This is a genomic window from Bradyrhizobium sp. USDA 4353 (assembly GCF_054063215.1).
In genome coordinates this window covers 4,855,727-4,871,531 of the sequence record NZ_JBSSGB010000001.1, presented here as the reverse complement: position 1 = coordinate 4,871,531, position 15,805 = coordinate 4,855,727, and the positions used below count along the sequence as shown (strand labels likewise).

14 protein-coding genes are annotated in these 15,805 nt (G+C 64.6%); 4 read left to right on the top strand and 10 right to left on the bottom strand.

Going from position 1 to position 15,805, the window contains the following annotated elements:
- Positions 1-56 precede the first annotated feature (56 nt).
- From ACVILH_RS21910 to ACVILH_RS21900, 3 genes are read right to left on the bottom strand one after another with little or no spacing between them, the layout of a single operon-like run.
- A complete protein-coding gene (locus tag ACVILH_RS21910) occupies positions 57-1,274 on the bottom strand; it encodes an LLM class flavin-dependent oxidoreductase (protein ID WP_456714731.1) in 1,218 nt (405 codons plus the stop codon).
- The gene (locus tag ACVILH_RS21905) at positions 1,271-1,645 is read right to left on the bottom strand and encodes a 4Fe-4S binding protein (protein WP_456714730.1); all 375 of its coding nucleotides are present in this window, start codon (positions 1,643-1,645) and stop codon (positions 1,271-1,273) included. Before ACVILH_RS21905 ends, ACVILH_RS21910 begins: the two co-directional genes overlap by 4 nt.
- Positions 1,642-3,237 carry an FAD-dependent oxidoreductase gene (locus tag ACVILH_RS21900; RefSeq protein ID WP_456714729.1) on the bottom strand — a complete coding sequence of 532 codons (1,596 nt, stop codon included), beginning with the start codon at positions 3,235-3,237 and terminating at the stop codon, positions 1,642-1,644. The genes ACVILH_RS21905 and ACVILH_RS21900 overlap by 4 nt, the downstream gene beginning before the upstream one ends.
- 447 nt (positions 3,238-3,684) lie before the next feature.
- On the opposite strand from ACVILH_RS21900, the gene ACVILH_RS21895 reads away from it, so the two are divergent.
- A complete protein-coding gene (locus tag ACVILH_RS21895) occupies positions 3,685-5,109 on the top strand; it encodes an FAD/NAD(P)-binding protein (RefSeq protein ID WP_456714728.1) in 1,425 nt (474 codons plus the stop codon).
- Here ACVILH_RS21895 and ACVILH_RS21890 read toward each other — a convergent pair.
- The 6 genes from ACVILH_RS21890 to ACVILH_RS21865 all read right to left on the bottom strand — a co-directional run bounded on the left by ACVILH_RS21890 (position 5,091) and on the right by ACVILH_RS21865 (position 10,195).
- Complete coding sequence (locus ACVILH_RS21890; RefSeq protein WP_456714727.1) at positions 5,091-5,867, bottom strand: MetQ/NlpA family ABC transporter substrate-binding protein; 777 nt, start codon at positions 5,865-5,867, stop codon at positions 5,091-5,093. The genes ACVILH_RS21895 and ACVILH_RS21890 overlap by 19 nt on opposite strands.
- A 245-nt stretch (positions 5,868-6,112) precedes the next feature.
- Positions 6,113-6,925 carry a class II aldolase/adducin family protein gene (locus tag ACVILH_RS21885; protein ID WP_456717045.1) on the bottom strand — a complete coding sequence of 271 codons (813 nt, stop codon included), beginning with the start codon at positions 6,923-6,925 and terminating at the stop codon, positions 6,113-6,115.
- Between the two features lie 21 nt (positions 6,926-6,946).
- On the bottom strand, positions 6,947-7,612 hold the full coding sequence (locus tag ACVILH_RS21880) for a methionine ABC transporter permease (RefSeq protein WP_456714726.1): 666 nt from the start codon (positions 7,610-7,612) through the stop codon (positions 6,947-6,949).
- On the bottom strand, positions 7,602-8,726 hold the full coding sequence (locus tag ACVILH_RS21875) for a methionine ABC transporter ATP-binding protein (RefSeq protein WP_456714725.1): 1,125 nt from the start codon (positions 8,724-8,726) through the stop codon (positions 7,602-7,604). The genes ACVILH_RS21880 and ACVILH_RS21875 overlap by 11 nt, the downstream gene beginning before the upstream one ends.
- Positions 8,727-8,878: 152 nt before the next feature.
- Positions 8,879-9,724 carry a CmcJ/NvfI family oxidoreductase gene (locus tag ACVILH_RS21870; RefSeq protein ID WP_456714724.1) on the bottom strand — a complete coding sequence of 282 codons (846 nt, stop codon included), beginning with the start codon at positions 9,722-9,724 and terminating at the stop codon, positions 8,879-8,881.
- 270 nt (positions 9,725-9,994) lie between these two features.
- Entirely contained in the window at positions 9,995-10,195 is a 201-nt protein-coding gene (locus tag ACVILH_RS21865; RefSeq protein ID WP_456714723.1) for a hypothetical protein, read from the bottom strand.
- 435 nt (positions 10,196-10,630) lie between these two features.
- On the opposite strand from ACVILH_RS21865, the gene ACVILH_RS21860 reads away from it, so the two are divergent.
- A complete protein-coding gene (locus ACVILH_RS21860; protein ID WP_456714722.1) occupies positions 10,631-11,560 on the top strand; it encodes a 3-hydroxyacyl-CoA dehydrogenase in 930 nt (309 codons plus the stop codon).
- A 383-nt stretch (positions 11,561-11,943) separates the two neighbouring features.
- Here the strand turns inward: ACVILH_RS21860 and ACVILH_RS21855 are convergent, their stop codons facing one another.
- Complete coding sequence (locus ACVILH_RS21855; protein ID WP_456714721.1) at positions 11,944-12,723, bottom strand: alpha/beta fold hydrolase; 780 nt, start codon at positions 12,721-12,723, stop codon at positions 11,944-11,946.
- Positions 12,724-12,849: 126 nt separating this feature from the next.
- Here ACVILH_RS21855 and ACVILH_RS21850 point away from each other — a divergent pair, with 126 nt between their 5' ends.
- Positions 12,850-13,767 (top strand): LysR family transcriptional regulator, encoded by a 918-nt coding sequence (locus tag ACVILH_RS21850; protein WP_456714720.1) that lies wholly within the window; start codon positions 12,850-12,852, stop codon positions 13,765-13,767.
- Between the two features lie 388 nt (positions 13,768-14,155).
- Positions 14,156-15,796, top strand: coding sequence for an ABC transporter substrate-binding protein (locus ACVILH_RS21845; RefSeq protein WP_456714719.1), 1,641 nt, complete (start codon positions 14,156-14,158; stop codon positions 15,794-15,796).
- The last annotated feature ends 9 nt before the right edge of the window (positions 15,797-15,805 follow it).

The window sequence follows — 15,805 nt, the reverse complement described above, 5'->3', positions numbered from 1 at the left end:
CCGGAGGACGACGACAATCCCCCGACAAATCATGCGTGCGATGTCGAACGGCTCCGCTACTCCGCCGCCTGCGCCGCGGTGGGATCAATCACCGGTTTGCGCAAACCCGCCTGCTCCATCAGCGGCAGCACGCGGCGGCCGAAGACATCGAGATCCGGCTTGAAGTCGTAGAACGACAGCTGCAGGCCGTCGACGCCTGCCTTCTTGAGCTGCACGAACTGCTCGACAACCTGCTCGGGCGTGCCGATCACCTCGATGTTGCCGCCGATCGCCCGCCGCTTGGGCGGGTCGACGCCGACGCGGCCGCGCCAGGCATGGGCGTCGCTGTCCAGCCGGTGAAAGTCACCGACCGGGTCGGCATGGGCGACGATCGCGTCGTGATAGGCCCAGGTCTCGCGCTCGGTCTCGCGGCAGATCACCATCGGATTGAGCAGGGTGCGCACCTCGCGGCCGATGTCGCGCGCCGCCTGCTTGACACGTGCCGTATGCGCGGGCAGCGCGGGGATCGCGCTCTCGAAGCTCGAGCCGGCGGGGCTGGTGATGAAGACGATGTCGGAATAGCGCGCGGCAAAGGCGATGCCGGCGTCAGAGCCGGTGGCGTTGACCAGCACCGGCCGGCCGAAACGCGGCTTCGGCGTCACGAAGGCGCCGTTGAGCTTCCACGACGACTGGCCGGAGAACGAGTAGTTCTCGTGATCACCCCACAGCCGCTGCAGCACTTCGAGAAACTCAGCGGCGAGCTCATAGCGGCGGTCGTGATCGATGCGGCTCCAACCGAACGCCTCGTGCTCGGCGGCTCGATGGCCGGTGACGACATTGATGCCCCAGCGGCCATTGGAAATGTGGTCGAGCGTGGCGCCGTATTTCGCCAGATGTAGCGGGTGCATGGGACCGTAGAGCACGTGAATTGTCGAGATCAGGATGATGCGCCTGGTCAGGCTCGTCAGCGCGGCCGTGGTCATGAAGGAGTCGAGCGCCTCGCCGGTGAACACGCCGCCATAGCCGCCCTTCGGCAGCCATTGCGACAGCGCGAACACCAGATCGAAGCCGAGATTCTCAGCAGTCAGCACCAGGTCGCGGTTGTAGTCGAAATGCCATGACGTGGTGCGCGGCAAGGTCGAGGCGCTCCAGCCGCCGGCCTGGATCGGCAGGAACAGGCCGAGCAGCAACGGCTGTTGCAGCGCTTGCGACAGCGGGCTGTCCGGCCGCTCGGTAGGCCCGGGAAAGCCGTCGAGGCCGACCAGCGCGCCCGGCCGGTGGGTAATGATGGTCATGCTGTCCTCTTGTCGTCCGTCTCGGCTGCGCGCGCGGCTTCGCCGGCGCGGCGAAACACCGTTTCCATCAGCCATTGCTCGTTGGGAAACCGGCCGGCCCATTCGTCCCAGCCGGAATGTTTGCGATATTGACCGAGGCGCCCCGAGGCCAGCGCCTCGTCCGGCGTGATCGCGACGCGGCGATCGCAATCCGGCGCGACGTAGATCGCATCCGCGCGGCAATACAGCTCGCACATGAAGCAGGTCTGGCAATCCTCCACCCGCGACAGCAAGGGTGGTCCCGACGCCGCGCGGTCGAGCACGTTGGTGGGGCACACCTCGACGCAGGCGCCGCAATCCGTGCAGCGATCGGCAAGAATGAGCTCGATCATGACGCGGCTTCCAGCTCGATCGGAGCGTCCAGCGTGTGGCGCGTGTCGGCTGCGATCTCGACGCGATCGAGACCACGGCTGACGAGGCGCACCGCCAGGTTGGGATCGAGGCCGGGGTGATCGATCCTGCGATGCAGGCCCCTGCTCTCGGTCCGGCGGCGCGCGGTCGCGACCGACCAGCGTGCCGTGGCGACCAGTGCCGCCGTCTCACGCGAGCGCATGACATCGCCACCCGCATGGTCGGAGATCTCGCGCCAGAGACCATCGAGCGCGCGCTGCGACGCCGCCAGCGTCGATTCCTTGCGGAACAGGGTCTTGTCGAAGGGATGCATCTCGGCGCGGACGCCGGCCCTGATCGCGTCGTGATCGAGCGCACGGGTCCGCAATTGCGGCCGCAGGCCGGCCTGCCCGAGCGGCGTCAAGGTCAAGGCTTTTGCACCGATGCTGCGCGCCAGCCGCGCGGCAGCCTGTCCTGCACGGACGCCGGAGGTCAGCGCCCAGGCCGAATTGATGTTGCCGCCGCCGGAGATCGCACCGGCCACCTTCTCGCGCGACGCATTGTCGCCGGCAACGAACAGTCCCGGCACCGACGTGCGGCCATCGACATCGTCGACCCTGACGCCGCCGAGCCCGCGGATGGTGCCGTCATTGTGCAGCGTGACCTCGAAGCGATCGCGCCAGGGATCGATGCCCCAGCGATCGAACACCAGCGGCACGTTCGGCGAGATCGTGTGCAGCCGGGTCTTGATATCGTCCGGCAGCCGATGCAGCGAGCAGAACACGGGACCTGCGAGCAGCGCTCGCGCCAGCCCGATCGTCTGCTGCGGTCCGAACGGCAGATCGAGCTCGCGGCCATCATTGTCGTAATAGGTCGCGAACGCATAGGCCATGCTGCGCGTCATCGTCGAATGGGCCGGCGCGATCGTGTAGGCCGCGGTGAACTCCATGCCCGACAGCTCGGCGCCGGCCTCCGCCGCGAGCAGATAGCCGTCGCCGGTGTTGGTACGCGATCCCAACAGATGCGACAGGAAGCTGGTGCCGCCCGCCGCCAGCACGGTCGCGCCCGCAGCGATCTCATATGGCCGATCGCCGTCCTGCCGGCGAAGACCTCGCGCACCGCCGACCGTGCCGTCGCCGCGCGCCAGCAGCTCCAGCACCGGCGAATGGTCGAGGATGGTGACGCCACTCTCTTGCGCAACAGCGCGCAGCGCCCGCATGTATTCGGGACCGCGAACGGCGCGATAATTTGTCTGTCCCTCGTCGTCGATTCCGAACGCATAGTGGCTCGCGAGCGCCGGCAGCGTGCGCCAGGTCTCCTCGATGATCGCGTGCATCCAAGCCGCCTCGCCGAGCGCGAGCCCGGCGGCGAGGCGCTGGTTGACGGCCTGCTCGCGCGCCTCAGGCGGCACCCACCAATGGCCCGGGCCCGCCGCGGCCGTGACGCCGCTGGTGCCGCAATAGCCCTTGTCGACCAGGATCACCCGTGCGCCGGCACGCGCAGCCGAGATCGCGGCCCAGGCACCGGCCATGCCGCCGCCGATCACAAGCACATCAGCGGTAAGCGATAAAGGATCAGGCAATGAAGTCGTCACGAGGCGACCCAACGCGCCATCTGCAAGGCGCGCGCTCCTGTTAGTTTTGCCGGCATCGCCCGCGCAATCATGGTCCGAACTCCGCAGCCCTGCGCGCAAACGACGCACATGCGTTGTTATGGTCATCCAGTGTGCTGCTGCTGGCAATTTCAGAGTTTCGCGATTTTCGAACGCTCTGTTCTCGCCGCGATCCCTGATCGGAGAAGAATTCAGTCGCGTGTTCCCCGCTGCCGTCGCCGCCCCGCTAGCAGTCGGCGCTTAGGGCAATTCTCATGGCCGTCGTTCCAGACGACATAGTTGCGACAACAATCCGCACTTTCCTGGAACAATATCGACGGGAACACGCCGAGACTTGGAAGATTTGTCTTTCCGAATCCGGGCGCTGGTTTCCGTGCTAGATTATGAACGTTACGCATCGTCCGCGCGCGAGAGAAAAGGCATCTCTGCATGAGCCGTTTTCCGGAACGACACATCATCATCGTCGGCGGCGGCGCGTCCGGCGTGCTTCTGGCCTATCAGCTGCTGCAACGCCCGGAGTCCGACATTCGCGTCACCCTGATCGAGAAGCGTTCGGAGGTCGGCCGCGGGCTCGCCTATCACACGGGGAATGCCGATCATTTGCTCAACGTGCGCGCCGCCAATATGAGCGCGCTGCCGGATGATCCCGACCATTTCTGGCGTTGGCTGTCGACCCGTGAGCACAGCCTTCAGCTCTGTCCCGATCCGTTCTGCTTCGTCCCCCGCCGCCTCTATGGCGACTACATCGCCAGCCTGATCGCGCCCTACCTCGCGACCGAGGACGGTGCGCAGCGGCTCGCCATCATCCAGGGCGAATGCGTGGCGGTCAGCGAAGGTGGCAGCGGCGTCACCGTCAGCCTCGCCAACGGCACGCGCCAGCTCGGCGACGTCGCGGTGTTCGCGACCGGCCATGACGCGGCGATCCCGCGCTCGGCCTGGCATGCCGATCCCTGGATCAACCCGTCCGTTCCCGGCTTCAGCCGCGACTCGGCGGTGCTCATTCTCGGCGCCGGCCTGACGATGGCGGACTACGTGCTGTCGCTGTTGCGTGAGGGCCATCGCGGCCCGATCCTCGCAATCTCGCGCCGTGGCCTGATGGCCAGGGGACATCGTCGCATCGCTCCCTGCAGGATCAGCGAGGATGAGGTTCCGTTCGGCACGCGAGGCAGCGTTCTGCTGCGCTGGTTCAGGCAACGGATTGCCGCCCACATCGCCGAGGGCGGCGACTGGCGCGCCGTCATCGATGCCGTGAGGCCGTTCAGCCATCGCCTCTGGCAGGAATTGCCACAGCCGTCGAAGCGCAGCTTCCTGGAGCATGCGCGGGCGTGGTGGGACGTGCATCGCCACCGCATGGCGCCCGAGGTCGAGGAGCGGATCGCGCGGGCGATCGCGGACGGACAGCTCCGCATCGCCGCTGCCAAGCTGGTCAAGATCGACGGCGGCACGCAAGGTGCCCGCGCGCATTATCGCCGGCGCGGCCGCAGCGAGATAGAGACGCTCGAGGTCGGCGCCGTCATCGACTGCACGGGCATCGTGAAAGATCCTCGCGCCACCGCCAATCCGGCCGTGCGCAGCCTGTTCGACCAGGGGCTGGCGCGCTGCGACGCCTTGCGGATCGGCATCGAGGTCACCGCCGATTGCGCCATCGTCGGTGCCGATGGCACGCCCTCGCAGCGGCTGTTCGCGATCGGCCCGCTGACGCGCGCCGCCTTCTGGGAGATCATCGCGATCCCCGATATCCGCAGCCAATGCGCCGATCTGGCGGACCGGCTGTTGCAGGCCCGCCCGATCACCGTGCCGCCGGTCGATGCGCCGGCGCTGGCGGCAGCTGGGGATCACCAGGTCGCGATGTAGGTGCCCTTGAAGCGGGTGTCGAGGAACGCCTTGACCGGCTCGGAGTGGTAGGCCTCGATCAACTGCTTGACCCAGGGCTTGTCCTTGTCCTCCTCGCGCACTGCGAGGATGTTGACCCAGGGCCCCTCCGCATTCTCGCGCGCGATCGCGTCCTTGGCGGGATTGAGCCCGGCCTGGACGGCGTAGTTGTTGTTGATCGAGACCAGATCGACATCGGCCAGCGCGCGCGGTAGCTGCGCGGCGTCGAGCTCGACGAATCTCAGCTTCTTCGGATTGTCGGTGATGTCGGCGACCGTCGCGGCGACGTTGGTCGGGTCCTTCAGCTTGATCACGCCATGCAGCGCCAGGATCATCAGTCCGCGCGCGCCGTTGGAGGGATCATTGGCGATCGCGACCTTGGCTCCTTGCGGAAGCTCGGCGAGCGTCTTGTACTTCTGCGAATAGACGCCCTGCGGCGAGGCGATGGTGGTCGCGACCTTGACGATCTTCCAGCCGGTCTTGGAGATCTGGTTCTTCAGGTAAGGCTCGTGCTGGAACGAGTTCGCCTCGAGATCCCTGAGCGCCAGCGCCTGGTTCGGAATCACGTAGTCGGTGAACTCGACGACCTTGATGTCGAGCCCACGCTCGGCCGCGACCTTCTTCACGACATCGATGATCTCGGCATGCGGGCCAGCGGTAACACCGACGCGGATGGTTTCGGCCTGCGCGGGAAGCGCGACGGACAGCAAGGCGGCAAGGGCAACAACGGACCGTAACATTCAAGTCTCCAACCAAACAAAAGAGTTCCGCTGGTGACTAGCCCCGGCGCCGCGGAGGATCAATCGCAGCTGCGAACAAAGCAATGGACGCGCTCTCTAAATTAATGTTCGTGTACAAATGTTCTTTATTTACCGGACTCCCGAACGATTTATCCTCCTCACTTTGGCCCGGACATTCGGGTCACACGAGCTGTGGAGGAGAACCCGCATGTCGCTTGCGCTCATGCGGGCTACCGGCGCTCAATTCAGTTGAACAGATCCGGCTCTTGCGCGGTGATCCAGTCCCACAGCGGCTGGAAGCTGAAATAGCCGCCCTTGTGGGTGCCGACCTGCCCCGCCGTGTGCTTCGCGATCTCATGCGGGATCGGCTTCGTCGGCCCGGCCGCCTCGGCCAGCAATTGCGTGCGCGCGGCGTTGTCCATCGCGATGTACCACCACGCCGTGGCTTCGATGGTCGGTCCGACCGTCAGCAGGCCGTGGTTCTGGAGGATGGCGGCCTTCTTGCTGCCGAGCGCAGCCGCGATCTTCTTGCCCTCCTCGGCGTCGAGCACGACGCCGGTGAACGGATCGAACAGCACGTGATCGTCGTAGAAGGCGCAGGAATCCTGCGTCAGCGGATCAAGCAGCTTGCCGAGCGCGGAGAACGCCTTGCCGTAAGTCGAATGCGTATGCGCGGCGGCGATCACCTGCGGATGAGCGGCGTGGATCGCGGAGTGAATGACGAAGCCGGCTTGGTTGATCGGCTTGTTGCCAATCAGGATGTTGCCGTCGTGATCGACGAGCTGAAGGTCGGAAACCTTGATCTGGCTGAAATGCGTCGACAGCGGATTGATCCAGAACCGGTCCGGGAATTCCGGATCGCGCACGGTGACGTGGCCGGCCAGCCCCTGATCGAAACCGTACCGCGCAAACAGGCGGAAGGTCGCCGCTAGGCGCTGCTTGCGATGCAGCCGCTCCTCCTCGAAGGTCGCTGCGGGCGCGCGCTCGACGAGCGCAAACTTCCTGGGTCGTTCGACGATCTCGTTCATGGTCGTTTCCTCCTGCTCGGCCGCGTCGATTGTATCCGTGTCTGCATCAGCTCAGCGCTGCCTCAAGCGGCGATTGAGCCGTCGCGCAAGATGATCGCCGATGGTCTGCACCGTCTGCACCAGCGCGATCAGCACGACCACCACGGCCAGCATCATCTCCGGCATGAAGCGCTGGTAGCCATAGCGGATGCCGAGATCGCCGAGGCCGCCGCCGCCGACGGCGCCCACCATCGCGGAGTAGCCGAGCAGGCTGACCACCGCGAGCGTCAGCGCCAGCACGAGGCCGGGCAGCGCCTCGGGAATCAGCACCTTGAACACGATCTGCAGCGGCGTTGCGCCAAACGACGACGCGGTCTCGATCAGGCCGGCATCGACCTCGCGGATCGCCGCCTCGACGAGACGCGCAATGAACGGCGTCGCCGCGACAGTCAGCGGCACGATCGCGGCCCCCGAGCCGATCGAGGTGCCGGCGACGAGCCGCGTGAACGGAATGATCGCGACGACGAGGATGATGAAGGGCGTGGAGCGCGTCGCATTGACGACGACCCCGAGCGCCGCGTTCACGGCGGGAGCCGCGAACAGCTCACCCTTGCGGCTGGTCGCCAGGAAGACGCCGAGCGGCAGGCCGAGGGCGGTTGCGACCAGTGCCGCGGTCGACACCATGAACAGGCTCTCGCCGGTGGCCTGGACGATCAGGTTGATGAGCTCAGGCGACATAGCCGAGACGCTCCGCTGCGAACTGATGCTGAGAGAGATAAGCGAGCGTCTGCCGCGCGGCGACCTCGCCGCCGGGGATGCCGAGGATCAGCGAGCCGACATGCTGGCCGCCGATTTCATCGATGCGCGCCGACAGCAGCGCGACGTCGACCGACAGCTCGCGGGCGAGCCGCGCGACCAATGTATCGCCGGCGTCCGTGCCGCGCACCTGCACGCGAATGACCGCCTGCCCGATTGCCGTCGGCTCCTGAATGAGCCGGCTCGCCAGCGACACCGGCACGGCATCGCCGAGCACCTCTGACAGGAAGGTCTGCGTCGTCGGATGCTTCGGATGGGTGAAGATGTCGGCGACATGGCCGCGCTCGACCACGCGCCCGTCATCGATCACGACCACCTCCTTGGCGAGTTGGCGGACCACCGACATTTCGTGGGTGATGAGGATGATCGTCACGCCGAGCTCGCGGTTGATGTTGGCGAGCAGGTCGAGGATGGCGCGCGTGGTCTGCGGATCGAGCGCCGACGTCGCCTCGTCCGACAGCAGCACGTCCGGCCGCGTGGCCAGCGCGCGCGCAATGCCGATGCGCTGCTTCTGTCCGCCGGACAGCTCCGATGGATAGCGGTCGTGCTTGTCGGCGATGTCGACCAGCTCGAGCAGTTCGCCGACACGGGTCCGGATATCGGCCTTCGACCAGCCCGCGATCTCGAGCGGCAGCGCGATGTTGTCAGCGGCCGTGCGCGAGGACAGCAGGTTGAAGTGCTGGAAGATCATGCCGATCGAGCGCTGCGCAAGCCGAAGCTGCTGTCCGCTCAGCGCCGAGATGTCGCGCCCGTCGACGATGACACGGCCGGTGCTCGGCTTCTCCAGCCCGTTGATCAGCCGTACCAGGCTCGACTTGCCGGCGCCTGAGCGCCCGATCACACCGGTGATCGAGCCGCGCGCGATGGCGAAATCGATCTCCTTGAGCGCCGCGACGGCCGGTTTGTCACGATAGGCGGGATAGGTCTTGGAAAGAGCCTCGAAGCGGACCATCGGCGCGGCTATGGCTGCTTCGGGCACGACCGCTTCCACCGGCCGGATCGGCTCGGCGACAGCGAGGGACGAGTGGGCATTCATGAGGGGACCTTGACTGGACGTGCTGCAATGCACGCATTCAACCCACCATCGCCTGCGATCAGTCCCAACGCAATTTCAGAAATGCCGGAAGTCATGGATGAAGCTTCTCGTACGGTGCCGCGCCGTGAAACATCATGCTCCCCAGCACATCCTCAGTTGTCGTGGAACACCAGCGTCCGCAGCTCGATGCTCTCGCGCGGCGCGGCATCCCCTGGCGTGGTCGGATCGACGAAGGCGGTATGCGGAGCGAACCGGGTGCGGCCGTCGGTCGCCGAATCGTAGCACTTCAGCAGCAGCGCCTCGTCCACCGTCATCTCCGGAAAATAGAACCAGCGATGCGCCGGATTGTACGTCACCGAATAGGTCTCGCCGTTACGGCTCGGATAGATCAGGTCGGAGGCAACGAGATCCTCCGGCGCGACGGTGGTGCCGTCGCACATCGCGAGCGGGCTGTCGCGCAGCGGACCGATGATCGGGCGCCAGAGATTGATGACCTGAACTCGCCCGCGCAGCAGCGCCTCAGCCTCGTCACCCAGGTGCTCGCGCACCCGATTGACGCCGGATGTCACGGTCTGGTCGACATGGACGCGCGTCGCGGGCTGCCGCGGCCCGCCGTCGCGGACATCGGCGGCGCCGGGCACGCGCTTGCGCACGGTGTGATCGAAAATCACGACACGATCGGCGCGCAAGGTCGCGCGAATGAACGCCTCCGCCGCCGGGTAGTAGACGGAGCGGATTTCCTTTTCATTGGTGAAGTCACGCACGAAGGTCGGGTGCCGCACCAGCGCAAAGCCCTCACGATCGAGCGAGAACGATGATGCGATCGGGCGGCCGTTGAACACCGGAACCTGATGCGGCTCCGGCAGCGCCGTGGACTTCGGCTCGCCCGGCGGCGGATCGAGCGCGTAGGTCCGCGGCTTGGACGCGGTGGGCGCGAGGTAGTTCAGCTCGGCGAGCACGAAGGGCAGCGCTTCGATCTTTCTCTCGACCAGGCTCATGGATGTCTCCGGACAGTTTCATGCGATTGCATGTAGTAGCTTGGTCGGGGCCGGCGCTTAGAACAAGCCGATACCCGAAATAGCAACGCTGCTGCTTTCCGGACCGTGCGGCATAGGACGGGTTTGCTCGTCAGCGCAGCCTCCCGATTGAAATGTTCTTCTCTGCGCTGCCTGCTGCGCCTGGACATGGCTGGCATGACATCACCGCAGTGGTGCCCCGAGCGGAGACGGGTTGCCGGCCATATCGGCCGGGTTCGCGTTTGGCAAAGGTCAGGCCGAGCCGCGGCGCCGGCCTCCGCCGCTGGTGATGAGCGCACGGGCGGCGCGCTCGGCATCGCGCGCCGATGTAAAGGACTGTCCTTCCAGGCTGTCGAACGCGCGTTCGGACGAGAAGAAGCTGAAGCCGCGCTCGTCGGCTGTGACGATGCCCGCGGTACGGTTGAAGACTTCGATGACAAAGGCTGTCGGCATGAGTGATCATTCGCCGGCTTGCGCAGCGGCGCTCCTGTCGGATCTGCAAATCGATGATTGAGGTGACTTCGGCTGCAGCGATCAGCAACAGGCCCCGGTCGCCGCCGAGAAGCAGCGTCCGGCGAGGCGCTTGTGCACCAGGCGGCGGGCTGCGATTCTGGTTCTCATCTGGCGATCCATGGTTGGGCAATGACGGACGCGAATATCGGCGTACGCCTTGCTCCGGTCAATGAAATGGAACTTCAAAGATCGTGAGCCGGCGCATCGTTTGTTTCAGAACCGGACAGACAGCAGCAAATTGTCGCTGATCGAGGTACCAGCTCGGATTGCGACGAAGTCGCACGCGGCAACGCAAGATCTGACCAGCGCCTGCAATACCATTCAAGATGACGGCCGGAATTCGCGGCAGAGTTCTGTTCCCAACAGGAGCGACAGATGACTGATGCCGCCGCGACGACGTCGCTGAATGATCGTGCGACGATGATCGTTCCCCGCTTGTTTGTGCTCGAGCTGAACGCGGGAAAGATTCACACGATGAACATCGACGGATCGAGCCGCGAGACGATCGTCACAGACTGTCGTCTCCCGGACGGCATCACCCTCGACCTGGATGCGGGCCACATCTACTGGACCAATATGGGCGTTCCGAATCTCGATGACGGATCGATCGAGCGCGCCGACCTGGACGGCGGAAACCGCATCATGATCGTGCCGCAGGGGCATACGCACACGCCGAAGCAGATCATCCTGCATCAGCGCGACCGCAAGCTCTATTGGTGTGACCGCGAGGGGATGAAGGTCATGCGCGCCAATATGGACGGTTCTGCGATCGAGACGCTGGTCGACAGAGGCTCGGCCGAGCTCAAGCAACCCGATCTGACGCGGTGGTGCGTCGGCATCGCGATCGACGACAAGACCAACCGGATGTATTGGACGCAGAAGGGCCCGGAGAACGGTGGTCTCGGCGTCATCTACCGCGCGGGTCTGGACATCCCAGAAGGCGAGAGCGCGTCGGCACGCTCTGATATCGAAGTCTTCTTCGATGGTCTGTCGGAGCCGATCGACCTGGAAATCGATCACGAGCGCCGCCTGCTGTACTGGACAGATCGCGGCGAGGCCCCGCGCGGCAATACCGTGAGCCGCGCCTCGATCGACAACAAGCCCGACGAGCCCGAGATCGTGGTGCGCCACCTGAATGAAGGAATCGGACTGGCTCTCGATTTGCCGAACGAGCGCATGTTCGTCACGGATTTCGCAGGCTCCCTGTACGTCGCCAAGCTCGACGGCTCGGACCTGCAAAGCCTGCTGTTCGGCCAGGGGAACCTCACCGGCATCGCCTATGCCGAGATCGCTCGCAAGATCTGACATGGCGCAGGATGCGCGATCGATGTGCCGGGTTGCTGGCCCTTCTCGATGAACAGGCCACTCGGGGTGTAGTCGGTGTGCAGCACGGTCCGTGCTGAAAGCTCATGGTGAGGAGCGCCCTGCTCCGCAGTTGGCCCCGCGTCGACTGCCTAAGGCGGCGCGCCTCAACCACGAGGCCGCAGCCGGGGCCTCGCTCTTCAAGACGCCTGCCTTCAGCGGGCTCCTTCCAAGCTGATCCGGAGCGTTGCGCATGAGGTCACAGCGCAGCACTGTCACCGGAACCTGCGTCGAAAGATGGAGGCCGCGGGGACGGCAAACATGACCGAGAAGGTCGCAGATTGAACGCTCGCCGGAGCAGCATGAGCCTAGCTCGGCGCAGTAGTCTAAACGAGCCGCTCGCAAAAGCTTTGAATAAGCGCGGCGACTTCCAAGGGAGATTCCAGCATCGACAGATGCCCGGTTCCGGCCAACACTTGCAGGGTGGCGCCGGGCACACGTGACAGGAGCTCGGCCCTGAGAACATCCGGCGGATCGACCTTGTCCATGTCCCCGGCAACGACAATCATCGGGACCTCGATCTTGCCGACCTGTTCGGTAATGTCCTCCTGACTTGTCGCCCGCGGCCAAGCCAGCTTGGCAGCCGGCGCACCTTTCAAACTGTCCTCAATGACCTGCTCGCGAAGCTCGCCGGCAAGCGGCTTCGCCGTCAGCACATGATCGAGCGTCGCCTCGATCGTTGCGCGACTGTCGTAGGCACCGATCATCATTTCGCGCGCCGCTACCGGAAGGGCCATGGGACTGGGCGGAGAAGGTGCGACAAGCACAAGGCCTGCCAAACCAGCAGGCCGGCGCGACGCCATCAACTGGGCGACCTTGCCGCCCATGGAATGGCCGACCAAGACATAGCGGTGCAGATTGAGCGCTGCGATCACGCCCTCGGCGTCTGCGGCCATATCCGCCAGTGCATAGCCTGTCGCGGGCGCTTCGGATTGCCCCCAACCGCGGTGATCGATGGCGATTGTATGAAATCTCGGCGCGAGTTCGGCTGTCACGAGCCGCCATGTGCGGGATGAGCCGCCCCAATAGTGCAGGAAGACCAACGACAAATCTCCGCTGCCCTGCTCGTCGACGTGCAGGGAAACTCCATTTGCTGCGACTTTCATCCGTCCGCCTCTCGTTGCAGTCGGCCGCTGGTGGCCGGCGCTAGGAAATTAGCGTCGATCACAAGGAGATAGAATTGGTCAACATCTATCACCACCTGATAATCTTGCTCTCGAATGGAGGAGAGGATGGACCGGTTGACCAGCATGTCGGTGTTCGTGGCGGCAGTGGAGGAAGGCAGTCTCGTCGGCGCCGCCCGGCGCTTCGGGTTTTCGCCATCCATGGCGGGGAAACATGTCTCGGCCATCGAGGCCGACTTGCAGGCGCGACTGCTCCAGCGAAGCACGCGAATGCTGAAGCTGACGGAAGTGGGAAAGGCCTATTACTCGCGCTGCAAGCAGATCCTCGACGCAGTAGAAGACGCCAATGCGGAAGCGCGGGAAGCACAGGCGAGCGTCAAGGGGATCTTGCGGATCGCCGCTCCAACGACATTCGGCGCCATGCATCTTGGTCCGGTGATCGGGAGCTTCCTGGCAGCTTATCCCCAAGTTGCGATCGAAACCTTGCTGAGCGATCGCTATATCGACCTGTTGGCAGAAGGCGTTGATCTAGCGATCCGCATTGGCGTTCTGCAAGATTCCGATCTTGTCGCCAGGCGCCTCGCTCCATGTCGAATGGTTTATTGCGCGGCGCCTTCGTTCGTGAAACGCCATGGCACACCGCGAACGGCAGAAGAGCTGCGTCGAGCACCGAGATTGGCCTTCACAGACGCTGTATCTTCCGGAGATTGGAGTCTGACCGATTCCCGCGGGCAAACCCACATGATCGACGGGCCCGTCCGACTGGCGTCTAACAATATGCAGATGCTGCTCTCTGCGGCATTGACAGGCGCCGGCGTTGCGTACGGCCCAAGCTTCGTGTTCGGGCCGTCTATTGCCAGCGGAACGCTTGTTGCGCTTCTGGAGGATCATGGAACGTCAGATTTGGCGATCCACGCAGTCTATCCTAGCAAGCGTCATACCTCTTTGAAGCTGCGTCGGTTCGTCGACTTTCTTAGTTTTCAACTCGGCAACGCCTCATGTCTGGAACGTGCCGATGGCATTTAGATCAGCTCGGATGCCGTTGGCGAGGCCGACAGCGGCATCCTGATTCCACAGCAATATTCTGACCCTTGCGGCCGCGTCGAATTGCAACACCTGTCGGATCGCCTCGAAGAGTCTGTGGCGTGGTCGTCAGTGCGGGCACCCGCGGCATGGTCAGCACGGCAACCGCCATCTGAAAGCTGATGATCCCGGCGGCGAGCAGGTCACCTACCCTCGGTCGCGGTCATGCAGACTTGCCGCTGCCCGACTGGGCCGCGACGACAGCACTGATGCACCCGCGATCCAGAGATGTTTGTTGCCGGTCTCGCGCCAAATTTGGAATGGCCAGATCTCGGGATTTTCCCTTTGCTAGGGAGGTTCAGAGATTCACTCGAAACCAACGGCTCACATCATGCTCTCGCGCTTTCCTTCGCTCTCCCTCGCCCGACGACGCGTGCTGATGAGCGGCTTTGCGGCGCTGGTCGCGATGACCGCCCTGCCCGCGGCCCATGGCGCCGGCGCGGCGAAGAACGGGGGCGACATCGTCTTCCTGATCGACTCGCTGGGCAGCACCTGGATCCCGAACAACAGCGCGATCTCGAGCTTCCAGGGCCATATCTGGGGCCACGTCACCGACAAGCTCGTCTATGTCGACGCCGACGGCAAGGTCAGCCCCTGGATCGCCGAGAGCTGGGAGCAGAACGAGGACGCCACCTCGTTCATCCTTCACCTGAAGAAGGGCGTGACCTTCTCCGACGGCACGCCACTGGACGCCGCCGCCGTGGTGGCCAATCTCGACATCTGGTACGCGGGCCGCAAGAACGAAGGCATCAACCCGATCGGCCTGTTTCCGAAGACCTACAAGAGTGCCGAGGCCGTCGACGCCGCCACGGTGAAGGTCTCGTTCAAGGCGCCGACACTCGGCTTCATCCCGACGCTCGGCTATCACGGCTCGATCCTGATCTCGCCGAAAACGCTGGCGCAGCCCGCCGGGCAGCAGGCCGACCTCGGCAAGACCTCGGGCAGCGGCCCCTATGTGGTCGAGTCCTGGAAGGAAGGCGACTTCGTCAAGCTGGTCAAGCGCAAGGACTACAATTGGGGCCCTGCGGCTGTCGGCCATACAGGCCCTGCCTTCCTCGATTCGATCACCTACAAGCTCGTCGCGGAACAGTCGCTGCGTGTCGCCGCCGTCCAGTCCGGCCAGGCCGACGTCGCCTACAATGCGTCCCCGCAAGAGCTGAAATCACTCAAGGACGCCGGCTTCACCGTGGCAACGCCGCGCTATCTCGGCTTCGTCAACGGCTGGGCGATCAACACCAAGCTGGAGCCCTACAACGACGTCAAGGTGCGCCAGGCGCTGCAGGCCGCGATCAACCGGCAGGAGATCATCGACACCGTCTATACGCCGGCGTGGAAGCTCGCGACCTCGTTCATCCAGAGCAACGTGCCCGGCGCCACGGACCAGAGCGCGCTGCTGGCCTATGATCCCGACAAAGCCGGCAAGCTGCTTGACGAGGCCGGCTGGATCAAGGGCGCCAATGGCGTCCGCAGCAAGGACGGCAAGCCGCTGATCTTGACGCTCTACTCCAATCCCTACCTCGCCACGGCCAAGCCGGTCGACGAGCTGATCGCCCAGCAGCTCGGCAAGGTCGGCTGGAAGGTCTTTATTCGGGCCTATGACGTCGTGACCTTCGGCGAAAAGGTCGCGTTCGGCGGCCCAGCGGTCCCGGCCTATGAGGTGACCCGCAGCTTCATCGATGCTGGCACGGTGGCCAGCATCCTGACCAACGCCAACAATGGTGAGAACTGGTTCGCGCTCGGCGAGAGCGACGGCAAGCTCAACGAGCTGCGCGACAGGATTGCGAGCGCCGGCACCACCGAGATCCGCGCGCCCTTGCTCGACGAGCTGCAGCGCTACGTGCTGACGCAAGGCTACTTCATTCCCCGCACGCAGATCGTACAGCGCATCTACGTGCAGTCGCCGCGGCTCAAGGGCGTGGTCTACAACGGCATCGCCTATGCCAGCTACTACACGGCGACCAAGGGTGAGTAGCCCGCGTTG